This is a genomic window from Nocardia sp. NPDC002869, from assembly GCF_046764065.1.
GTDB lineage: Bacteria > Actinomycetota > Actinomycetes > Mycobacteriales > Mycobacteriaceae > Nocardia > Nocardia rhamnosiphila.
In genome coordinates this window covers 25,594-45,729 of the sequence record NZ_JBKOOL010000006.1, presented here as the reverse complement: position 1 = coordinate 45,729, position 20,136 = coordinate 25,594, and the positions used below count along the sequence as shown (strand labels likewise).

Sequence of the window (20,136 nt, the reverse complement as noted above, 5' to 3'; positions counted from 1 at the left end):
TTCAACGGACGGCGGCCAGCGCCTCGGGGAGGGTGAACCGGCCCGCGTACAGGGCCTTGCCCACGATCGCTCCCTCCACACCGTCGGGCACCAGGTCGGCGATCGCGGTGAGGTCGGCCAGGGCGGACACCCCGCCGGAGGCGATCACCGGCGCTTCGGTGGCCATGCACACCTCGCGCAGCAGGTCCAGGTTCGGCCCGGTGAGGGTGCCGTCCTTGGTGACATCGGTGACGACATACCGGGAGCAACCGTCGCGTTCCAGGCGTTCGAGCACCTCCCACAGGTCGCCGCCGTCGCTGACCCAGCCGCGCCCGCGCAACCGGTACTCCCCGTCGACCTTCTGCACATCCAGTCCGACCGCGACCCGCTCGCCGTACTCCGCGATCGCCCGTGCACACCACTGCGGGTCCTCGAGGGCGGCGGTGCCGAGGTTGACCCGGGCGCAACCGGTGGCCATCGCGGCCTTCAGCGATTCGTCGTCGCGGATCCCGCCGGACAGTTCGACGGCGACATCGAGTTCGCCGACCACCCGGGCGAGCAGTTCACGGTTGGAGCCACGACCGAACGCGGCGTCCAGATCGACCAGATGGACCCATTCGGCGCCGTCCTCCTGCCACGCCAGCGCCGCATCGCGGGGCGAACCGTAACTGGTTTCGCTGCCCGCCGCGCCCTGTACCAGGCGGACGGCCTCTCCATTGGCGACATCGACAGCGGGCAGCAGCACAAGACTCACTCGGAACAGCCTAGTAGGTACGGCCGGGCGCGACCCATCCGCAGTCCACGCACAACCGGACCGGAGGTGGCGGCGGACCGGTTCGCCCGGTGTTCGCCGGCCGTCCGGGCGGACGCCCGCGCACACCCTCCGGCCGGCTCGCACCGGCGAACGGCCGCCCGCTAAGGTGACATCACCCACTGGGGCGGTCGAGGTGCCCGCTACACTCGTCCCGAACGCGTGAGTGGTCAAGGACGCGGCATGTCACGATTTCGAGAAGGTTCGGAGTAGGCGCCATCGATACCGGTCAGTTGATCGCGGATCACTACCGCCTGGTCGAGCAGATTGGTAGCGGCGGCACAGGCGTGGTCTGGCGTGCCGTCGACGAGCGTCTGCAACGGTCGGTGGCGATCAAGCAGATCCACATCAAACCCAGTCTGCCGCCCGCGGAGCGCGATGTGCTCCGGCAGCGAGCGACCCGGGAAGCCCGCAACGCGGCCCGGTTCCAGCATCCGAATGCCATCGTGGTCTTCGACATCACCGAGCACGGCGGCGATCCGTGCCTGGTGATGGAGTACATGAAATCCCGCAGCCTGGCGCAGGTGCTGTCGGCGCAGGGACCGCTACCGCTACCGCAGGTCGCCCGGATCGGCGAACAGGTGGCCGCGGCGCTCATCGCGGCGCATCAGGCCGGCCTCGTGCACCGCGATGTGAAACCGGGCAATGTGCTGCTCGACGATCACGGCACCGTGAAGATCACCGATTTCGGTATCTCCCGGGCCACCGGCGATGTCACGCTCACCGAAACCGGCCTGATCTGCGGAACCGCCGCGTATCTCGCGCCGGAGGTGGCGCGCGGCGCCGATCCGACACCGGCCGCGGACGTCTTCGCCCTCGGCGCCACGCTCTTCCACGCGCTGGAGGGTGAGCCGCCGTTCGGGTCCGGTAATCCGCTCAAAGTGCTCTACGCGGCGGCCAACGGCCAGGTGAGCGAACCGCAGAACGCGGGTCCCGCCACCGATTTCGTGCTGGATCTGCTCAGCTCGGATCCGCAGGACCGGCCGACCATGCGCGAGGCCCGGGAGGCGCTGTCCCGGTTCGCCGGGTTCGAGAACTCGGCGGGCGAGCACGGCGGTTTCGTACCGGCGCGCGAAGCCTTCGACCGCAACGGCCACGGCGGCAACGGCCACGGCGGCGCCGCGGTCAGCACGATGGAATCGCCGGCTCCCGGCCGCTACGGCGGCCCGGCCGAGGATCCCCGGCCGCGGCGCCGGCCGGAACCACGGTCGGCGGGACGCAACGGGCAGGACTCGCGGCCACCGCGTCGGCCGGCGAACCATCCGCCCACGAGCACCCAGCCGGTCGCGCGGAAAACGGGCGGTAACGGCGGAGTCAAACGTGCGGTGGTCATCGGCGGTATCGCCGGGGCCGCGGTCGTCGGCGGGGTGCTGTTCTTCAACTCCTCCGATTCGGGTGACAGCGGTTCGGCACAGGCGGACACCACGACCAGCGCCACCGTCTCGAACTCGCCCGACACCCCGGCCGCCAACAGTCCCGCGGCCGGTGCCACGCCCAGCACCGGCTCGGTCGAATGGGTGCAGGCCGGACAGCTGATCGAGCAGTTCTATCTGGATCCCGCCGGATCCTGGTCGCTGCTGACCCCGGCCGCCCAGCAGGTGTACGGCAGCCAGCAGGAGTTCCAGCAGTACTGGTCGACCCGCACCGTGCAGAATTTCAGCCGGATCGAGGCGTACAAGGGCAACAACCCCGACGGTTCGGTGGATATGCGGGTGAACGATCTCAGTTACGGCGGCCAGACCCGTACGCCGACCCTGCGGATCATCAGCTCCGGCGGCAGTCTGCTGATCGACAGCGATACCCGCTGACCGCCGGTCGGCTCCGGGGCACCGGAGACCGGCCGGGTTATGGTGTGCGACATGGGTATTCGGGGGATGCTCGCCGACGAGCGCGCCGAGATGACCGCCCTGCTGCGGGAGCTGTCCGAGGCGGAGTGGGATGCGCCGACCCTGTGCACCGGCCTGCGGAGTTCGCCGCGGCCCCGGGATCGGTATCGCGCTGGTGGCCCCGGCTCGGTCTCGCCGACCTGTTCGTCCACCAGCAGGACATCCGCCGCCCGCTCGGCCGGGCCCGCGAGATCCCCGCCGACCGGTTGCGCGCCGTGCTCGACGAGGTGGGCGCCGGGTGGCGGTCTGGACGGAGGGGTCGGTATGTGGACGCGCACGGCCGGAGCGAAGGCGGAGGTACGCCCGCCCCGATCCGTTCGCCCGCCGGTGGCGGTATACGAAGGGGTTGCAGTTCGCCGCGACAGATTTCGACTGGGTCAAGGGGTCCGGTCCTCCGGTACGGGGCCGGGCGGAGGCGCTAGCGTTGGCAATGGTGGGCCGTCCGGTGGTCCTCGACGAACTCGAGGGCGAAGGGGTCCCGGAACTGCGTCGCCGCTGCAGCTGAACATCCGAGTTCGCTCCACCGATGGGAGACGCGCAGATGACCGAGTCGGCGCTGGCCGCGATGGCCAGGATGGTCGGTGATTGGAAGACGACCACGAGTCTGCACCCCGATATCACCGGGCTCACGGCGATCGGGTGGATGCCCGACGCACGGTTCCTGACGGTCCGCTACACGGTCCCGGATCCCGGGGTCAGCTGGACGTGGCTCGTCGGCGCCGATGATCTGTACCAGGAGCGCCTTGTCATCCTGCACTACGACCAGTTCGGCGAGCACCGCGTCTACCAGGGGTCCTTCGACGGGCCGCTGTGGCGGGTGTGGCGCGATGCGCCCGGCCATTCCCAGCGGTTCACCGGGAACCTGGACGAGACGGAAACCACATTCCGCGCCACCTGGGAGCGCTCGGACTCCGAACTGGACCCGCGCAACTGGGAGCACCGGCTCGATTTCATCTACACACGGATCTCCTGATCACCGACCACACAAATATTCGGTAGTAACGGCCCGTTAGGCTGGAACGGCACCCTGTGCTGATGTAACCAGGCCGAAGACGAGGACCGAAACCACCATGACATCCCGTATCGAGCTCGCCCGCGTGGATCTGCGCGGTCGCACTCCCACGACCGCGCAACTGCGCACCGCGCTCCCGCGCGGTGGTGTCGATGTGGACTCGGTACTGCATCAGGTGCGGCCCGTGGTGGAGGCCGTCCGCGACCGCGGCGCGGCCGCGGCGCTGGAATTCGGCGCGAAATTCGACGGTGTGACCCCGGACTCCGTCCGTGTCCCGGCGCAGCGGCTCGTCGCGGCCCTGGACGAGCTCGATCCGGCGGTACGCGTCGCGCTCGAGGTCGCGATCGACCGCACCCGCGCGGTGCACGCCGATCAGCGGCGCACCGACACCACCACCGAGGTGGTGCCGGGCGGGACCGTGACCGAGCGCTGGGTTCCGGTGGAGCGGGTCGGGCTGTACGTGCCCGGCGGTAACGCGGTCTACCCGTCCAGCGTCGTGATGAACGTGGTCCCGGCCCAGGCCGCCGGAGTGGAGTCGCTGGTGGTGGCCTCGCCACCGCAACAGCGGTTCGGCGGGCTCCCGCACCCCACCATCCTGGCCGCCGCCCGGCTGCTGGGCGTCGAGGAAGTATGGGCGGTCGGCGGGGCGCAGGCGGTGGCGCTGCTGTCCTACGGCGGCACCGATACCGACGGCGCCGAGCTGCTGCCGGTCGACCTGATCACCGGTCCCGGCAATATCTACGTGACCGCCGCCAAACGGCTCTGCCGCGGCCTGGTCGGGATCGACGCCGAGGCCGGTCCCACCGAGATCGCCGTGCTGGCCGACGCCACCGCCGATCCGGTCCATGTGGCCGCCGACCTGATCAGCCAGGCCGAACACGATGTGCTCGCCGCCAGTGTGCTGGTCACCGACAGCCCCGAACTGGCCGATGCGGTGGACGCGGCGCTGACCGCGCAGCTGACCGTGGTGAAACACGCCGAGCGGGTCACCACCGCGCTGACCGGGACACAATCGGGCACCGTGCTGGTCGACGATATCGACCAGGGCCTGCGGGTGGTCAACGCCTACGCCGCCGAACACCTCGAGATCCAGACCGCCGACGCCGCGGCCGTGGCCGCCCGGGTGCGCAGCGCGGGCGCGATCTTCGTCGGCCCCTACGCCCCGGTCAGTCTGGGCGACTACTGCGCCGGATCCAATCACGTGCTGCCCACGGCCGGTTGCGCCCGGCATTCGTCGGGGCTCAGCGTGCAGACCTTCCTGCGCGGAATCCACGTGGTGGAGTACAGCGAGACGGCCCTGAAAGATGTGGCCGGACATGTGGTCGCGCTGGCCGATGCCGAGGATCTGCCCGCCCACGGTCAGGCCGTCCGCGCGCGTTTCGAGGCGCTGTCGTGACCGCACCCGACGCCGCGGCGACCACCACGACCGCGATTCCCGGATCCGCCATCGGTCTCGACGCGCTCCCGCTGCGGGAGAACCTGCGCGGCAAATCCCCCTACGGCGCACCGCAACTCAGCGTGCCGGTGCAGCTCAACACCAACGAGAATCCGCATCCGCCGAGCCGCGCGCTGATCGACGATGTGGCCGAGGCGGTCCGGGCCGCGGCCGCCGATCTGCACCGCTACCCGGATCGCGACGCGGTGGCCCTGCGCGCCGATCTCGCCGCCTACCTCACCCGGCAGACCGGGGTCGCGGTGGACGCGGCCAATGTGTGGGCGGCCAACGGATCCAACGAGATCCTGCAGCAGCTGCTGCAGGCGTTCGGCGGGCCCGGCCGGCGGGCACTGGGTTTCGTGCCCTCCTATTCGATGCACCCGATCATCTCCGAGGGCATCGATACCGAATGGGTGGAGGCGAAGCGGGGCGCCGATTTCGCGATCGATATCGACGCCGCCCTCGCCGCCCTCGCCGAACGGCGGCCCGACGTGGTCTTCGTGACCAGCCCGAACAACCCCACCGGGCACAGTATCGCGCCCGCGGATCTGGCCCGGATCCTCGACGCCGCGCCCGGAATCGTGATCGTGGACGAGGCCTACGCGGAATTCTCCGCGGCGCCCAGCGCCGTCGGCCTGATCGACCGATACCCCGCCAAGCTGGTGGTCAGCCGGACGATGAGCAAGGCGTTCGCGTTCGCCGGCGGCCGCCTCGGCTATCTGGTCGCCGCGCCCGCGGTCATCGACGCGCTGCTGCTGGTGCGGTTGCCCTATCACCTGTCGGTGGTCACCCAGGCCGCGGCGCGGGCCGCGCTGCGCCATGCCGACGAGACACTGGCGAGCGTCGCCGAACTGGCCGCGCAACGTGACCGGGTCGCCCGGGCGCTGACCGAGATGGGGTACGAGGTGGTCCCCAGTGACGCGAACTTCCTGCTGTTCGGGAAGTTCGCGGATGCCGCGCGCGCCTGGCAGCACTACCTGGACGAAGGCGTGCTCATCCGCGATGTCGGGATCGGCGGTTATCTACGCACCACCATCGGGCTGGCCGCGGAGAACGACGAATTCTTGCGGGTCAGCGCGAAACTGTCCGCCACCGAACCGACAGCGCACAGCCGAGCACCGAGACGGAAGTGAGTATGAACCGAACCGCACGGGTGGAGCGCACCACCAAGGAATCCGCCATCGTGGTGGAACTGAACCTGGACGGCACCGGCAAGACCGATATCGCCACCGGAGTTCCGTTCTACGACCATATGCTCACCGCGCTCGGCACCCACGCCAGTTTCGATCTGACCGTGCGCGCCGACGGTGATATCGAGATCGAGGCACACCACACCGTCGAGGACACCGCGATCGTCTTCGGGCAGGCCCTCGGACAGGCGCTCGGCGACAAGAAGGGCATCCGCCGGTTCGGCGACGCCTACATCCCGATGGACGAGACCCTGGCGCACGCCGCCGTGGACGTCTCGGGCCGGCCCTACTGTGTGCACACCGGCGAACCCGACCACCTGCTGCACGCGGTCATCCCCGGCGCACCGATCCGCGGCCGCAACGACCCCGGGGCGCCGTATTCGACGGTGCTCAACCGGCACGTGTTCGAATCGATCGCCCTCAATGCCCGGATCGCGTTGCACGTCCGGGTGCTCTACGGCCGCGACCAGCACCATGTGACCGAGGCCGAGTACAAGGCGGTGGCCCGGGCGCTGCGCGCCGCCGTGGAACCCGATCCTCGCGTCCAGGGTGTGCCCTCGACGAAGGGGGCACTCTGATGCGATCCCTCCGCCTCCGCTCCGGGCTCCGCGGGCCGTACGTACTACCGCTGAAGGAAAAGCTATGACATCGGTGGTTTTGCTGGATTATGGGTCCGGGAATCTGCATTCGGCCGAGCGGGCGCTGGTGCGGGCCGGGGCGCGGGTGGAGGTGACCGCCGATCCCGAGGCCGCGCTCGCCGCCGACGGTCTGGTGGTCCCCGGTGTCGGTGCCTTCGCCGCCTGTATGGCCGGTCTGCGCGAGGTGCGCGGGGAACGGATCATCGGGCAGCGCCTGGCCGGTGGGCGGCCGGTGCTGGGCATCTGTGTGGGGATGCAGATCCTGTTCGACCGCGGTGTCGAGTTCGGCGTGGAGACCGAGGGATGCGGGGAATGGCCCGGCACCGTCGACAAATTGGACGCACCGGTGCTGCCGCATATGGGCTGGAATACCGTCAGCGCGCCGGCCGACAGCGTGCTTTTCGCGGGTATGGACCCCACCACCCGCTTCTATTTCGTGCACACCTACGCCGCCCGCAGCTGGGAGCTGCCGCCCAGCGACCACCTCGCCGCTCCCGGACTGACCTGGTGCGAGTACGGCACCGGCCGGTTCCTGGCCGCGGTGGAGAACGGCGCGCTCTCGGCGACGCAGTTCCACCCGGAGAAGTCGGGTGACGCCGGGGCGCAGCTACTGTCCAACTGGGTGAAATCGCTCTGAGCCGCGGCCGACCGCTAGGCGGCGCATTTGGCGTTCGGTGGCGGCGGGGGCGCGGCCACGACACCGCGGGCGACATCGACCACGTAGTCGCGATTTCCGTCGAGTGGTTCGGTCCCGAGTGCGAGCCGCTCCACCACACAACCCGCCTCGAACAGGGCCGGACCGACATTGTGGCGGCCCGGTTCGACCGTTCCGTTCAGGGTGCGCCCGCTCACGATCGAGTACAGCGTGCTGGGTTTCCCGGCGAGCATCAGGGCGGCCCGCATCCGGGTACTGGCCGCGAACGGCACCACCTCGTCGGCGGTGCCGTGGATGAGGAAGGCATGCCGGATACCCATCCGGCCGGCCTGTAGCGCCGGTGAGCGTTCCGCATAGGCGAGCGGGCAGGTCAGGGGGACACAGCCACCCGCGTCCCGCTGGATCTGCGCCTGCAGCGCGGGATAATCCGACGCGGGCCCGGCCCAGTGCGTGGCCAGGTCGGACGGGCCGAACGTATCGACCCAGTAGTCGAACAACCCGGCCGGGCCGTAGGCGGCGGCCAGGCCGGAGGTCATCGCACCCTGGCTCCAGCCCCACAGGATGGTCCGCGCGACGCCGGGATGTGCGCCCTTGTACCACTGGGTCGCGGCGACCAGGTCCCGCCATCCGGCCCACAGGTTCCACTCCCCTGTACGCCACTGGGCACTGCCCCTCATATCCATGGACAGGACCGGGGTCCCGGTCCGCGCGGCGATCGCGGTGACGTACTCGGCGTACTGCGCGGACGACCCCTTGTGTCCGTGCGCCGCGACGATCAGCGCATTCCCGACCGCGCAGCCGTGCGGTTCGTAGACCAGGCCGGTGGCCCGCTCACCGTCGACCGGTACCGCGACCGGCCGGGTCTGCACCGAGCACGCCTGGGTGGCGCCGGCGGGCGCGGCGGCCGGCAGCGTCGCGGCCGACGCCGCCAACAGCACCCCGGCCAGGAAGCTCATCACGCGTCTGCTCATCCTTCGAATATTCCACGGCGCGGCACACATTCGCAGGAACCGCGCCGGGACCTGCCGGGATGTCGGAGTTCGCCGCTAGCATCCGGGCCATGTATTCGATCAGTACCGCACAGCGCCGGGCCCGGATCGGTGTCCGGCACCGGCTCGCCGGCGCGCACCGCGGCGCCGGCCCGGCCGAGATCGTGCGGTCGCTGGTGGTGCTGCACGCCACCGACCCGGCCACCGTGCACCTGTCCGTGGCGGCACGCGGTCACAACCTCGGCCCCGCGCAGGTGGAGCGGGCACTGTACGAGGACCGGTCGCTGGTACGCATGCTGGCCATGCGGCGCACCATGTTCGTCGCACCGGTCGAGCTGGTGCCCGTGCTGCACGCCTCCTGCGGTACCGATCTGGCTGTCAAACAGCTCCGAACCTATGCGCGGTACCTGGAACAGGCGGGCATCGGCGAGGGCGACGCGGCGGGCTGGCTCGCCGATGTCGCCGATCGCACCCATCGGGCACTCCTGGCCCGGGGCAGCGCGACCGGGGCCCAGCTGAGCAAGGACGTCCCCGAACTGCGTACGCAGATCAATACGGCACCGGAGAAGGCGTATTCCCGGCCGACGAGTATCACCGGCTGGGTGCTGGTACTGCTCGGCACCGAGGGCCGGATCGTGCGGACCCGGCCGAACGGCACCTGGTCGAGCAGCCAGTACTCCTGGGCACCGGTGGAGTCCTGGCTGTCCGGACCGCTTGCCGAACCCGGAATCGACGAAGCCCGTACCGATTTGATCCGGGCCTGGTTGCGCACGTTCGGCCCGGCGCCGATCGGCGATATCACATGGTGGACCGGGTGGACGCTGGGTCAGGTACGCAAGGCGTTGGCGGGGCTGGACACCGTGGAGGTCGAGTTGGACGGTGGCGCCGGCGTACTCCTGGCCGACGACCTCGAACCGGTGGCCGATCCACCGCCGTGGGCCGCGCTGTTGCCCGCCCTGGACCCGACTCCGATGGGCTGGCAGTCGCGCGCCTGGTATCTGGGTGAACATCAGCCGCGGCTGTTCGACCGCAACGGCAATATCGGGCCGACCATCTGGTACGACGGCCGGATCGTGGGTGGCTGGGCCCAGCGCAAGGACGGCGAGATCGTGACGCGGCTCCTGGAGGATATCGGCGCCGACGGCGCGGCCCTGGTGGCGGCCGAGGCCGAGCGTGCCGCCGGCTGGTTCGGTGAGTTGCGCCCGATCCCGCGGTTCCGCACCCCGCTGGAGCGGGAACTCACCGCATGAGACTTCGCCCGCAGCGCGTTCGACGCGGCCGCCACGCATTGCGCCGCTTCCCGACCGCCGGTGAGATCCACGATCCGCGCCGGCCGGCGCGGATCAGCCGCCGGAAACGGTCGACCAGCTGCCGCCGGCCACGGCGGCCAGCTCGGCCCGGGACGAGACGCCGAGTCCGGTGTACAGGCGAGTGAGGTGGGCCTCGACGGTTTTCTCGCTGACATGGAGTTCTTCGGAGATCTGCTTGTTGGTCCGGCCGAGCACCACACGGGCCACGATTTCGGTCTGCCGCTCGGTCAGGTCGCCGAGCCGGTCCGTGGTCGCCGGAAGCCGGTCGCGGCGTCTCGATGATCGGCCTCCGCCCACCCGGTGCAAGCCCAGGAGGGCCCGTTCGGCCAGCCGGTCCGCCCCGCAGATCTCCGCGGTGCTCAACGCGCTGTCGAATGCCCGTTCGGCGGCGGCGGTATCGGAGCCGGCCAGCGTGTGCCCGAGCAGCAGTCGCGCGCGAGCGACCTCCACGGGAGTTCCCGCGGTCTCGTACGCGGCGACGGACTGCTCGGCAGTGACGCGGGCAGTAGCGCTGTCGCCACAGGTCAGCTGGATCCTGGCCCGGCAGTATTCGGCGTCACCGGCGCGCATGGACAACAGCGGCATCGCCTCGGCGATGCTCTCGACCTGGCGCGTGGTCTGTTCGGCGGCGTCGACACGCCCCAGTGCGAGTTCACCGTCGACCAGGTAACGATAGAAGTACGGCATCGTGGTCGGAAACATCGGCCGTTGCGCGTGTCCCCCGGCGACAGCGAGCAGTTCGCGGCGGCCGTGGCGATAGCGGCCCGCTTCGATGAGCGCGGCACCGTGAACCAGCGGAGCGTGCCGGGCGAACAGCGCGTTCGGCGCCTGTGCGGCCGCGATGATCGGGATCGGACTGGGCACTCTGTCGCTCATCCTGAGCCTGATCTCGCTGCGCGCGCCCGACCAGGGCTCGGTGACGGTGTTGTCGGCGACGACCCACGGAATCGGCTACGCGCTGGCGGGTGCGGGGGTCGCGACGCAGAGCGCCCTGCACATGTGGAGCGGCTCCTGGGGGCCGGTCCTCTGGCTGCTGGCCGGTCTGTGCCTGGCTCAGCTCCTGGCGGGTACGGCCGTACCGCGGCCGCCCCGCCGGCCGGATCCGGTGTGCACGCGGCTATCAGCGAACCCTGACGCGGGACCGGCGAACCGGGCGTGACCGGAACCGTACCGGGGCCCGGCTCCGGTCACGCCCGGTCGCGGGCCGCGGACTCCGTATGCGCGTCGAGGATCCGGGTGAGCAGACCGACGAGTGTGCGTCGCTCGGCCGCCGAGAGGGCGGTGAGCAGATCGTCCTGCGCCCGGTCCAGCCGGCGGTCCAGGTCGTCCAAGTGTGTGCTGCCCGCCTCGGTCAGGGTGACGATATTGCGCCGGCGGTCCTCCGGATCGGCGTCCCGTTCCGCGAAACCGCGGCCGACCAGGTCGTTGAGAACCGCCACCATATCGCTGCGGTCGATACCGGTGCGACGCCCGAGTTCGGCCTGACTGGCGGCGCCGGACTCCCGCAGGGTGGTGAGCACGGCGTAGTGGTATCGCCGCGATCCGGTATCGGCCATCGCCTGTTCGGTGGCGCGGGCGGCGAGCAGCGCGGTCTGGTTGATCAGGCGGGTCGGCAGGGAACGCAGCCTGCCGGGGACGTCCTCGTGCGCGATCTTCATCACCGGAATCTAGCAAGCAATTGTTGGCAACTCCCACAAACCGGCTGCCCGGCGCGGATCGCGCGCCGCCCCGGCCGGGCCGGTCAGCGTGTCGCCCACGGCGCGGCGATCAGTGCCTCGGCATCCCCGTCCGAGATATCGATATCGAATACTTCGCCGAGCACCTTCGCCAACTCCGCGAGTTCCAGCTCCCTGGAATCACTCGTCCCGTCCGGATATTCGGTGGTCAGTGTGCGGCCGTCGAGCGTGTGATGGACGCCCGGAAGGAACCGCTGCACGAACGGCCGCTGCGTGAACGGCGAGCGTGGCGAGGTGGAGACGAAATGGTTACCGACCTCGTAGTCGATCCGGTACTGCGGTTCCGGCGTGAAGGTGTAGCGGTCCACCCAGCCGGCCGACGCGAACTGGTGCAACACCCACTCGTCACCACCCAGCTCCCCCGGGTGCGTTCGAGCCGGAACCGCCAGCCGCCGAGGGTGAACTCCTCCGGATGATCGACCAGCGGATAGGGTTCGGACGGCCCGGCCCCGAACCCCACATCGGCCAGCCACACCCGGTCGTCGTCGGAGACGGTGATCCGCAACAGCGCGTGGGTGGCCGGGCGCAGCCCACCCGACCCCATGGTGACGCGGCCGGACAGGCCGGTGACACCGAACCCGAAACGCTCCAGCGCCGCCGCGAACACGGTGACGTTCTCGTAGCAGTAGCCACCGCGCCGCCGCCGGATCAGTTTGTCCTGCAAGGTGTCCAGATCCAGCGGCACCGGCCGCCCCAGCACCGCCTCCAGGTTCTCGAACGGCACCGCCGTGGTGTGCGCGGCCACCAGGTTCCGCAGCACGGCCAGTGTCGGAGTGCGCGGGCCGGTGTATCCGATCCGCGCCAGATACGCGTCCAGATCCAGTGCTGCGCCGTTCCAGTGATAGGCGGCGTCGGCCGGTTTCGCCATGTCATCCCTTTCGCCCGGGTACGGAACGAGCAACCGCGCGCACGCGCCGGATGTTCCGCGCCTCGTGGAAACCGGCACCCCGGGGCCGGCCGGCCCGGGTCGGACGCGCTCCGACACGCCGGGTGAGCCCGGGGCGGCGCTCACGACTCCGTCGAGCTGCCGGCAGTCCCGGCGTACGCCTCATCGAAGAGAGCCCAGCCGTCGCGGTGGCCGACCGTACCCGCTGCTGCCATCCAGCCGCGCCGAACGGCCCCGTCGACGAATGCCCGGACCACGCCGGGCCTATTCAGGTTGAGCGAACGGTCACCGATCCGGATGACACCGGCCGCGGACACGCCTCCATCGGGGATGTGGCGTTCACCGTCGGGGCGGAAGACCAGTGTCAGGCCGGCGACCGACCCGCGCTGCCGGAGCCGCAGGACTTCCTCGCACCCGGGGACATGCCGGTGCGCGGTCCTCCAGAAATATTGCTGCTCCCCCACTGTGAGCACGCGGTAGCGGCCGGTCTTTCTCATCGCGCGAAGGTAGGCGCAGGGCCCGGTCGCCGCCATCGGATCATCGACCGGGACAGAACGGGTCGAGGCGGCCTACCGCGGGGCAATCGATGCCGGTCCGCGCGTAGTCCGCGGTGATGTTCAGGGTGGGGCCGCGGGAGAATCCCGGCGTCGTCTCCGGCGCGCGCGTAGTCCCCGGCCATATTCAGGATTAAGCCGCTGAAGAATCGCAGCATCGTCTCCGATGGGTCAGAGATGCAACGTTCCACGTATTTCGTCCGCCAGAGCCGGGTTACCGGCGGCGATGAACTTCTGGCGCCGACTCATAGCTTGATCGATGTTCGCCATCGATCCCAGATCGTAATCTAGTGAGAGCACCGAGCCGGCCAGATCCGTCACGGTCCCACCTGCCGAGTGCAGTATGTAATGTCCCGGAGACAGGTCCCAGATAGCGAATCCTTTGGCGAACTCGATCATGGCGTCCGAAAAACCTGCCGCCACATGGCACAGTCCGATCGATCCGAAATCGACACCGATGCGGCCTTTCGCTCTCCCGTCGCCACCCAGGGCGTCGATGAAGGCGCGCTGCCGGGCGAGCGGCTCGAACCGCTGTGTAGGGCGCATCAGGTAATTGGTGACCAATGCGTCGGGCAGACATGCGTCCGACGGCTTGTCCAGACGGTGCTCGGCACCATCGGCAGTAACCGCGAAAGCGACATCGACACCGACGTCATCTCTGGCCGCGACGTACGCCTCGACATGATGGAAGATATCCCCGATGACGGCGACGATCGGCCGCGCAAGGGATCGCGAGTAGACAAGGACATGCGTATATCCGTGCAGACCCCGCACCGCTAGTTCGCTGGTGTCCAGGGGATCGACCAACACGCAGAGGTCCGGATCCCCGCCACCGATGACTTCGGGGTCGGCTTCTTCTGATGCGTATACGAACGACGAAATGGTTTCGACGAGTAATTCTTTATACCGTCGGTGCATCCAGAGGTCGTAGTCGGACAAGAAGTTGTCACGGTGGCGGATGTTCTCGTTCTCCGCCCGATGACCGGACAACGCGGCATCGATCAGCTGCGGCCGGATCTCGTCCATCATCCGTCGCACAAGATCGAGCAGTTGCGCACCCAGGTCCGGGATCGCGCTACGCCCCCTTGCACCGTCGCCTTCCGGACTGGTCATCGCAACTCCAATGGTGGCTCGATTCCGGGCGGACTCATCGTGGCAGCTATGAATACTGCCGCCAGGTCGGCGGCATGCATGATTGCGCTGCCGGTCAATTCGTCGAAGCTTTCGATCCGCAGATCACGGCTCTTGGTCATGGCGCCGAAGACCGCGAAATAAACATCGGCTTTCGGGTACAAGGCTCGCACCCGCCGGGTGAGGTATCCGATGACGTCAGCATGTTTGACCTCGAAATCGCATATCACGATGCTGGATGCGCCTTCGGCGGGCGGAAAGAAGGAGGCATCATCAAGATCGATTCCATCTCGAACCTTGTTGCAGCGCAAATATCCGATCTTGCAGCGGGAGAAGCTGTTCGAGGCCAGAAAGGCCGCCATGACGAGGCCGGCTTCGTTGACGCCGAAGCACAGGTCGACATCCAATCGTCGCCCGGCGTTCTTGATCTGGAGCGCCAGCCGTTGCACCCCATAGCCGAAGGTCTCCCAGGACAGGTCGAGTAGTCGACCGGGCTGTGGGTTCGGCAGAGTGAACGCGACGATTTCGGGGTTGCCATATTGGATCGCGGGCACAGCCAGGGTGAACTCCGCACCGACCTGTGATGGTGCTCCGCTGGGCGTAGTGATCGCCGGAGACACCGCGACCGCTCGCCGTGGTTCGAGTTCGGACGAGGAGCCGGCCACGGCTGTGAATTGCCTGAGAGACAACTGTTCTTCGATCGGCAGACGTTCGTAGGCTTCGGCGATCAACTCCGCCGGCGTGAGATGTTCCTCGGCCGCACCGAGTGGGCCGCGACCGTACGCGGTACACAAGATGAGCAGGCTCGACATGGAGGGCGGCGAACCACGTCCCCGGCCACGAGCCCATGCCTCCCACGCGTTGATGGAAGTGCCGCCCAGACTCGTCTGGTTTCCGGTCACCGTGTTGTACCGCTCGGCGGCTTGGTCCTGGGACATACCCGCGGCGTAGCGGTATGCCTGCAAGCTCGGCACATCCGGATATCTGGACATCAGCTCAGCCGCCGCGCCGGCTACCGACCTGAGCTCTGACCACAGTTTTTTACCCTGGGCCGCCATTTCGCGCCCTCGTGCCTGCGGACTGAGTACTGGGCCCGGCCCGGCAACCCGATGTGTCGGCATCGAGGAAACTTCCACAGCGCGCAACCTCCAAATCCGGAGAACGAGAGCGGTATCGGTGGATCGACATTACCCATCACGATGGGCAAGCGGTCTGTTATTGGATGAACTCGCTGATCAGCGCAACCCAGGAACCCGGGTAACGACCCACCGCGACGCAGGTGTCGAAATCGAGCGCGAATGCGAGCGTTGTCGGGACATCTACAGCCGACGACAGAGGCGAGAACTGATGAAAGATTCGGCTCATCAGCACAATAGGTTCCACCCAGCGCATTCAGCCCGACCTGACAACGATCGTTCCACCGTGACACCCGACTGCCGTGAGCTCCCGCCTCTCCCTCGAAGGCCGGCCGTGGGCGACGTGGCACTGACACAAGCCCGCACGTATGGAGGCAACGACCGTATTACGGATATCGCAGCGCTGGAGCGGGTGGCAGAGGCGATCCGTTGCCTTCCGCTCGAACCCGGTCGCCGAGGCCGGACCGTGGACTACCACGATTCCATGCGACTGCAATCGGAAATCGATCGTGTGATCGACCGCTGGCGTGAAATCCATTCGAACGAGGTACGCCGTGAGCGGTGATATCGCGTGCGAACACCACACCGGCCCATGGGTGACTGCGCATATGCTCGGTCCGATCTGGTACTCGGAAGGGATGGCACTCGCGCGGTGCCCCGAAACCGACTTCTGCCTGCGCGGCGCACCTGTTATCGCTGGACGGATCGCATTTCATTTCGGGAACGTGTCCGGTTCCTGCCCATGGGTGGATATGCAGGTGGCCGCCGCAACGCCCCGTTGCGAATGCGAGCCGTATATCACTACGCGGCAGTTGCGCATCGTGTTGCGGGCCGGTGGCTACCCGGGCGGTCCGATCCAAGCGATCAAGTGCCCCGGCGGATGCCGAAGTTTGGTGTCGGTAGCCGGAAACCAGGTCACCACACACCGAGGCGGCGACTGTCCGTGGTCAGGGGTCTGGATCGTGGATCGAGGGTGGTACCCACCGATACTGACACCCGAGTGACTCGGCGAAGATCACTCCGGAAGCAAGAGGCTCCGTGCCGATACCGCTACATATCGAGGCCCAGGTCCAGCACCCGGACCGAATGGGTCAGGGCCCCCACCGCCAGGAAATCGACGCCGGTCCGCGCGTAGTCCGCGGCCATATCGAGGGTGAGGCCGCCGGAGGATTCCAGCTTCGTCTCCGGTGCGACGGCATTACGGCGCTGGACCGCGGCCTGGGTCTGCCAGAGCGGGAAATTGTCGAGCAGGACCAGTTGCACCTGCTCGCCGAGTACGGCGTCGAGCTGGTCGAGATCGTCGACCTCGACCTCGCAGTCGATCTCCGGCGCGGCGGCGCGGACCGCCCGCAGTGCCTCGACCACCGAACCCGCGGCGACGACGTGATTGTCCTTGATCAGCGCGGCGTCGCCCAGACCCATGCGATGGTTCACGCCACCGCCGGCGCGCACCGCGTACTTCTGCAGGGCGCGCAGACCGGGCAGCGTCTTACGGCTGTCCCGGATCCGGCACCCGGTGCCCTCGACCGCGTTCACCCAGTCGGCGGTGGCGCTGGCGATACCCGAGAGATGACACATCAGGTTGAGCATGGTGCGTTCGGCGGTGAGCAGGCCGCGGGTCGGGGCCGCCACTGCCAGTACTGTCTGCCCGGGCGCGATCCGGGTACCGTCGGGCACCCGCTCGGTGACTTCGTAGCCGTCGGCGCCGATCACCTCGTCGAGTACCAGTAGCCCGATATCGATTCCGGCGACGGTGCCCGGCTGCCGGGCCACCACCGCGGCCTTCACCGCCGCGTCCGCGGGGACGGTGGCCGTGGTGGTGATATCGGGCCCGTAGCGCAGATCCTCGTCCAGCGCGGTACGGATGAGAGCGCGGACTTCCGCGGGATCCAGGCCGGGATCCAATGTCATCGTCTTCTCCTCGTTCTCGATCCGGGCGACCGGACGCACGGCATCGCTTCGGCGGCGGACACCGGACCGGCCGGCTCCGGTAGCCGACAGGTCGCGAACGACGAGTCCACTCGACCGCTCACGACGGCGCCGCCAGCGGCGTCGGTTCGGTGACCACTCGCGGCGCCCCGACCTCGTCGAGGCGCACCATGATCGGCTGTGCCGGGCCCGGCGCCGTCCGCGGATGATCGGAGCGGGTATGGCAGCCGCGGCTCTCGGTGCGCACCCGCGCCGCCAGCAACAGCGCCCGCGCTGTCACGGTGAGCGCGGCGTCCTCGACCCGGGCCACGGCGTCCGCGGGCGTCCCGGATCGGGGCGCCGGTACGGCGGTCGCCGACGCGGCCGGCTCCTCGCCGCGCGCGGTGTCGAGCAGCCGGGCCGCCCGGGCCAGCCCGGCACCGTCGCGCACGACCGCGGCGTGCTCGGTCATCGTCTGCTGGAGTACCGGCCGCGGCAGCACCGGCCGGACCTTCCCGGATCCGCCCGGCACGCCGGCCGGTTCGCCCAGCCGCTCCAGCGCCGCGAGCCCGGCCCGCTCGCCCATCACCAGCCCCTCGAGCAGGCTGTTGGAGGCCAGCCGGTTGGCACCGTGCAACCCGGTGCGCGCGACCTCTCCGGCCGCGTAGAGCCCGGGCACGCCGGTACGCCCGTACAGATCGGTGACCACACCGCCGCACTGATAGTGCGCCGCGGGCGCCACCGGGATCAGATCGCGGCGGGGATCGATACCCGCGGCGCGGCAGGACATGGTGATCGTCGGAAAACGCCGGGTGAACTCGGGGATCTCCCGGGCGTCGAGGTACACATGGTCGGTGCCGAGCGACCGCATGCGCGCCGCGATGGCCCGTGACACCACGTCCCGGGGCGCCAGATCACCGCGCGGATGGGCACCGGCGGTCACCGAATCACCCCGCGCGTCCACCAGGCGCGCGCCCTCCCCGCGCACCGCCTCGCTGATCAGCGGCTGCCGTCCGAAACCGTCGGGCGTGTACAGGACGGTGGGATGGAACTGCACGAATTCCAGATCCGCCACCGCCGCGCCCGCCCAGAGTGCCAGGGCGACACCGTCGGCCGTCGCGCCGGCCGGGTTGGTGCTCAACGCGTACAGCTGCCCGAGACCGCCGGTCGCGAGCAGTACCGCGGGCGCGTGCACGCGGCCGAGACCGCGGTCGGAGACGGCGAGCACCCCGTGGACGCCGGTCGCGCCGGTGACGACCTCGAGCACCGTGGTCCCGAACAGCACCGGTAATCCGGCCGCCGACAGTGCCCGCTGCACTTCCGCGCCGGTGGCGTCGCCGCCGGCGTGGATGATGCGGCGGGTACTGTGCCCGCCCTCCCGGGTCCGCGACACCTGTCCGTCCCGGCCGAGGTCGAAGACCGCGCCGAGATCGGTGAGGGCCGCCACCGCGTCCGGGCCGCCGGCGACGATGGAGCGCACCGCGTCGGGATCGCACAGCCCGCCGCCGGCGTCGAGGGTGTCGGCGACATGGGAGTCCACCGAATCCCCGTGCGGCGCGACGACGGCGATACCGCCCTGCGCGTACTGCGTGGCGGTATCGGCCGGGCCGCCCTTGCTCAGGATCAGCACCCGCGCCCCGGCCCGGGCGGCCGCGCGGGCGGCGGTGAGCCCGGCGACCCCGCCGCCGATCACGACGAGGTCGGCGCGGGCCTCCCACGCGCGATCGAGTTGATCGGTCATCACGTACTCCACGTCCGTGGGAACGTTGTCACGCCCGGCCCGGCGTCATTCCCCGCCGCCCGGGGTGCCGATCTCGATCATCCGCTGTACCGAATTCCGGGCCAGCGCCGCGGTCTCCGGATCGACGTGCACCTCGTCGCGGTTCTCCTCCAGACAGCGCAGCAGCGCGGCCGGGGTGATCATCTTCATGTACTTGCAGGCGGCGCGGTCGTTCACGGCCCGGAAATCGATACCCGGGGCGGCCTTGCGCAGCTGATGCAGCATGCCCACCTCGGTCGCGACCAGCACCTGGTTCGATTTCGCGGCGCGGGCGGCGTCGATCATGCCGCCGGTCGACAGGATATGCACCCGGTCGGCGGGAAATTCGCCTTCACCGGCCAGGTACAGCGCCGAGGTCGCGCAGCCGCATTCGGGGTGCACGAAGAGTTCGGCGTCGGGATGCGCCCGGGCCTGGTCGTTGAGTTCGTCGCCGTTGATCCCGGCGTGCACATGGCATTCGCCCATCCAGATGTGCATGTTCTCGCGACCGGTCTCGCGCTTGACGTGCGCGCCCAGGAACTGATCGGGCAGGAAGAGCACCTCGCGGCCGGGGTCGATCGAGGCGACCACGTCGACCGCGTTGGACGAGGTGCAGCAGATATCGGTGAGCCCTTTCACCGCCGCGGTGGTGTTCACGTACGACACCACCACCGCGCCCGGGTGCTCGGCCTTCCAGTCGCGCAGTTCGTCGGCGGTGATCGAATCCGCGAGCGAGCATCCGGCGCGCTCGTCGGGGATCAGCACGGTCTTCTCCGGGCTCAGGACCTTCGCGGTCTCGGCCATGAAGTGCACACCGCAGAAGACGATCGTCTCCTCGGGCGCCTCGGCCGCGATCCGGGACAGCGCCAGCGAGTCGCCCACGTGATCGGCCACGTCCTGGATCTCGGGCAGCTGATAGTTGTGCGCGAGAATGGTGGCGTTGCGCTGCCGGGCCAGGCGTTTCACCTCGGCCGCCCATTCCGGTGTCCCCTCGACCCCGGTGTAGCCCGACGGCCCGTCGCTGATCCGCTCCCGCAGTGCGGTACCCGGCGCCGGGGCCAATTCGGCTCCCATCGTCGCCATGGTCGCTCCTTCCTCCGCGCGATCGGCCCCTCTGCCGA

At 69.2% G+C, this 20,136-nt stretch carries 20 protein-coding genes and 1 pseudogene; 9 read left to right on the top strand and 12 right to left on the bottom strand.

Annotated elements, in window-relative coordinates:
* Position 1 precedes the first annotated feature (1 nt).
* Complete coding sequence (priA, locus tag ACLML9_RS01870; protein WP_364586697.1) at positions 2 to 733, bottom strand: bifunctional 1-(5-phosphoribosyl)-5-((5-phosphoribosylamino)methylideneamino)imidazole-4-carboxamide isomerase/phosphoribosylanthranilate isomerase PriA; 732 nt, start codon at positions 731 to 733, stop codon at positions 2 to 4.
* Between the two features lie 290 nt (positions 734 to 1,023).
* On the opposite strand from priA, the gene ACLML9_RS01865 reads away from it, so the two are divergent.
* The 6 genes from ACLML9_RS01865 to hisH all read left to right on the top strand — a co-directional run bounded on the left by ACLML9_RS01865 (position 1,024) and on the right by hisH (position 7,588).
* The gene (locus tag ACLML9_RS01865; RefSeq protein WP_411943811.1) at positions 1,024 to 2,598 is read left to right on the top strand and encodes a serine/threonine-protein kinase; all 1,575 of its coding nucleotides are present in this window, start codon (positions 1,024 to 1,026) and stop codon (positions 2,596 to 2,598) included.
* Between the two features lie 604 nt (positions 2,599 to 3,202).
* Entirely contained in the window at positions 3,203 to 3,649 is a 447-nt protein-coding gene (locus ACLML9_RS01860) for a hypothetical protein (protein ID WP_411943810.1), read from the top strand.
* Between the two features lie 97 nt (positions 3,650 to 3,746).
* Positions 3,747 to 5,084, top strand: coding sequence for a histidinol dehydrogenase (gene hisD / locus ACLML9_RS01855; RefSeq protein ID WP_411943809.1), 1,338 nt, complete (start codon positions 3,747 to 3,749; stop codon positions 5,082 to 5,084).
* Positions 5,081 to 6,256 carry a histidinol-phosphate transaminase gene (locus ACLML9_RS01850; protein ID WP_411943808.1) on the top strand — a complete coding sequence of 392 codons (1,176 nt, stop codon included), beginning with the start codon at positions 5,081 to 5,083 and terminating at the stop codon, positions 6,254 to 6,256. The genes hisD and ACLML9_RS01850 overlap by 4 nt, the downstream gene beginning before the upstream one ends.
* 2 nt (positions 6,257 to 6,258) lie before the next feature.
* Entirely contained in the window at positions 6,259 to 6,891 is a 633-nt protein-coding gene (gene hisB, locus ACLML9_RS01845) for an imidazoleglycerol-phosphate dehydratase HisB (RefSeq protein WP_411943807.1), read from the top strand.
* Positions 6,892 to 6,955: 64 nt separating this feature from the next.
* A complete protein-coding gene (gene hisH, locus ACLML9_RS01840) occupies positions 6,956 to 7,588 on the top strand; it encodes an imidazole glycerol phosphate synthase subunit HisH (protein WP_030523770.1) in 633 nt (210 codons plus the stop codon).
* Positions 7,589 to 7,602: 14 nt separating this feature from the next.
* Here the strand turns inward: hisH and ACLML9_RS01835 are convergent, their stop codons facing one another.
* Complete coding sequence (locus ACLML9_RS01835) at positions 7,603 to 8,577, bottom strand: alpha/beta hydrolase family protein (RefSeq protein ID WP_411943806.1); 975 nt, start codon at positions 8,575 to 8,577, stop codon at positions 7,603 to 7,605.
* A gap of 89 nt (positions 8,578 to 8,666) precedes the next feature.
* On the opposite strand from ACLML9_RS01835, the gene ACLML9_RS01830 reads away from it, so the two are divergent.
* Complete coding sequence (locus ACLML9_RS01830; RefSeq protein WP_411943805.1) at positions 8,667 to 9,845, top strand: winged helix DNA-binding domain-containing protein; 1,179 nt, start codon at positions 8,667 to 8,669, stop codon at positions 9,843 to 9,845.
* 93 nt (positions 9,846 to 9,938) lie between these two features.
* Here the strand turns inward: ACLML9_RS01830 and ACLML9_RS01825 are convergent, their stop codons facing one another.
* On the bottom strand, positions 9,939 to 10,769 hold the full coding sequence (locus ACLML9_RS01825; RefSeq protein WP_411943804.1) for a helix-turn-helix transcriptional regulator: 831 nt from the start codon (positions 10,767 to 10,769) through the stop codon (positions 9,939 to 9,941).
* On the opposite strand from ACLML9_RS01825, the gene ACLML9_RS01820 reads away from it, so the two are divergent.
* The gene (locus ACLML9_RS01820; RefSeq protein WP_411943803.1) at positions 10,747 to 11,064 is read left to right on the top strand and encodes a hypothetical protein; all 318 of its coding nucleotides are present in this window, start codon (positions 10,747 to 10,749) and stop codon (positions 11,062 to 11,064) included. The genes ACLML9_RS01825 and ACLML9_RS01820 overlap by 23 nt on opposite strands.
* A gap of 28 nt (positions 11,065 to 11,092) precedes the next feature.
* Here ACLML9_RS01820 and ACLML9_RS01815 read toward each other — a convergent pair whose 3' ends face one another.
* From ACLML9_RS01815 to ACLML9_RS01790, 6 genes and pseudogenes are all read right to left on the bottom strand, one after another.
* On the bottom strand, positions 11,093 to 11,563 hold the full coding sequence (locus ACLML9_RS01815; protein WP_411943802.1) for a MarR family winged helix-turn-helix transcriptional regulator: 471 nt from the start codon (positions 11,561 to 11,563) through the stop codon (positions 11,093 to 11,095).
* 83 nt (positions 11,564 to 11,646) lie between these two features.
* Positions 11,647 to 11,949 carry an arylamine N-acetyltransferase gene (locus ACLML9_RS01810; RefSeq protein ID WP_411943801.1) on the bottom strand — a complete coding sequence of 101 codons (303 nt, stop codon included), beginning with the start codon at positions 11,947 to 11,949 and terminating at the stop codon, positions 11,647 to 11,649.
* Between the two features lie 116 nt (positions 11,950 to 12,065).
* Positions 12,066 to 12,509 (bottom strand): annotated as a pseudogene (locus tag ACLML9_RS01805) (arylamine N-acetyltransferase family protein); the annotation flags it as partial.
* 140 nt (positions 12,510 to 12,649) lie between these two features.
* On the bottom strand, positions 12,650 to 13,024 hold the full coding sequence (locus ACLML9_RS01800; RefSeq protein WP_411943800.1) for a hypothetical protein: 375 nt from the start codon (positions 13,022 to 13,024) through the stop codon (positions 12,650 to 12,652).
* A gap of 228 nt (positions 13,025 to 13,252) precedes the next feature.
* Positions 13,253 to 14,194, bottom strand: coding sequence for an inositol monophosphatase family protein (locus ACLML9_RS01795; RefSeq protein ID WP_411943799.1), 942 nt, complete (start codon positions 14,192 to 14,194; stop codon positions 13,253 to 13,255).
* On the bottom strand, positions 14,191 to 15,270 hold the full coding sequence (locus ACLML9_RS01790) for a helix-turn-helix domain-containing protein (RefSeq protein ID WP_411943798.1): 1,080 nt from the start codon (positions 15,268 to 15,270) through the stop codon (positions 14,191 to 14,193). The genes ACLML9_RS01795 and ACLML9_RS01790 overlap by 4 nt, the downstream gene beginning before the upstream one ends.
* 412 nt (positions 15,271 to 15,682) lie before the next feature.
* Here ACLML9_RS01790 and ACLML9_RS01785 point away from each other — a divergent pair, with 412 nt between their 5' ends.
* On the top strand, positions 15,683 to 15,913 hold the full coding sequence (locus ACLML9_RS01785) for a hypothetical protein (protein WP_411943797.1): 231 nt from the start codon (positions 15,683 to 15,685) through the stop codon (positions 15,911 to 15,913).
* Positions 15,914 to 16,398: 485 nt separating this feature from the next.
* Here ACLML9_RS01785 and nadC read toward each other — a convergent pair whose 3' ends face one another.
* From nadC to nadA, 3 genes are all read right to left on the bottom strand, one after another.
* On the bottom strand, positions 16,399 to 17,259 hold the full coding sequence (nadC, locus tag ACLML9_RS01780; protein ID WP_411943796.1) for a carboxylating nicotinate-nucleotide diphosphorylase: 861 nt from the start codon (positions 17,257 to 17,259) through the stop codon (positions 16,399 to 16,401).
* A 118-nt stretch (positions 17,260 to 17,377) separates the two neighbouring features.
* A complete protein-coding gene (locus tag ACLML9_RS01775) occupies positions 17,378 to 18,997 on the bottom strand; it encodes an L-aspartate oxidase (protein ID WP_411943795.1) in 1,620 nt (539 codons plus the stop codon).
* Between the two features lie 45 nt (positions 18,998 to 19,042).
* Positions 19,043 to 20,098 carry a quinolinate synthase NadA gene (gene nadA, locus ACLML9_RS01770; RefSeq protein ID WP_411943794.1) on the bottom strand — a complete coding sequence of 352 codons (1,056 nt, stop codon included), beginning with the start codon at positions 20,096 to 20,098 and terminating at the stop codon, positions 19,043 to 19,045.
* Positions 20,099 to 20,136: the final 38 nt, after the last annotated feature.

Coding starts and splice junctions, on each gene's coding strand:
- hisD (WP_411943809.1), top strand. CDS start 3,747: ATGACATCCCGTATCGAGCTCGCCCGCGTGGATCTGCGCGGTCGCACT.
- ACLML9_RS01790 (WP_411943798.1), bottom strand. CDS start 15,270: ATGGCGGCCCAGGGTAAAAAACTGTGGTCAGAGCTCAGGTCGGTAGCC.
- ACLML9_RS01830 (WP_411943805.1), top strand. CDS start 8,667: ATGTATTCGATCAGTACCGCACAGCGCCGGGCCCGGATCGGTGTCCGG.
- ACLML9_RS01820 (WP_411943803.1), top strand. CDS start 10,747: ATGATCGGGATCGGACTGGGCACTCTGTCGCTCATCCTGAGCCTGATC.
- nadA (WP_411943794.1), bottom strand. CDS start 20,098: ATGGCGACGATGGGAGCCGAATTGGCCCCGGCGCCGGGTACCGCACTG.
- ACLML9_RS01775 (WP_411943795.1), bottom strand. CDS start 18,997: ATGACCGATCAACTCGATCGCGCGTGGGAGGCCCGCGCCGACCTCGTC.
- nadC (WP_411943796.1), bottom strand. CDS start 17,259: ATGACATTGGATCCCGGCCTGGATCCCGCGGAAGTCCGCGCTCTCATC.
- ACLML9_RS01795 (WP_411943799.1), bottom strand. CDS start 14,194: ATGACCAGTCCGGAAGGCGACGGTGCAAGGGGGCGTAGCGCGATCCCG.
- hisH (WP_030523770.1), top strand. CDS start 6,956: ATGACATCGGTGGTTTTGCTGGATTATGGGTCCGGGAATCTGCATTCG.
- ACLML9_RS01815 (WP_411943802.1), bottom strand. CDS start 11,563: ATGAAGATCGCGCACGAGGACGTCCCCGGCAGGCTGCGTTCCCTGCCG.
- hisB (WP_411943807.1), top strand. CDS start 6,259: ATGAACCGAACCGCACGGGTGGAGCGCACCACCAAGGAATCCGCCATC.
- ACLML9_RS01835 (WP_411943806.1), bottom strand. CDS start 8,577: ATGAGCAGACGCGTGATGAGCTTCCTGGCCGGGGTGCTGTTGGCGGCG.
- ACLML9_RS01860 (WP_411943810.1), top strand. CDS start 3,203: ATGGGAGACGCGCAGATGACCGAGTCGGCGCTGGCCGCGATGGCCAGG.
- ACLML9_RS01800 (WP_411943800.1), bottom strand. CDS start 13,024: ATGAGAAAGACCGGCCGCTACCGCGTGCTCACAGTGGGGGAGCAGCAA.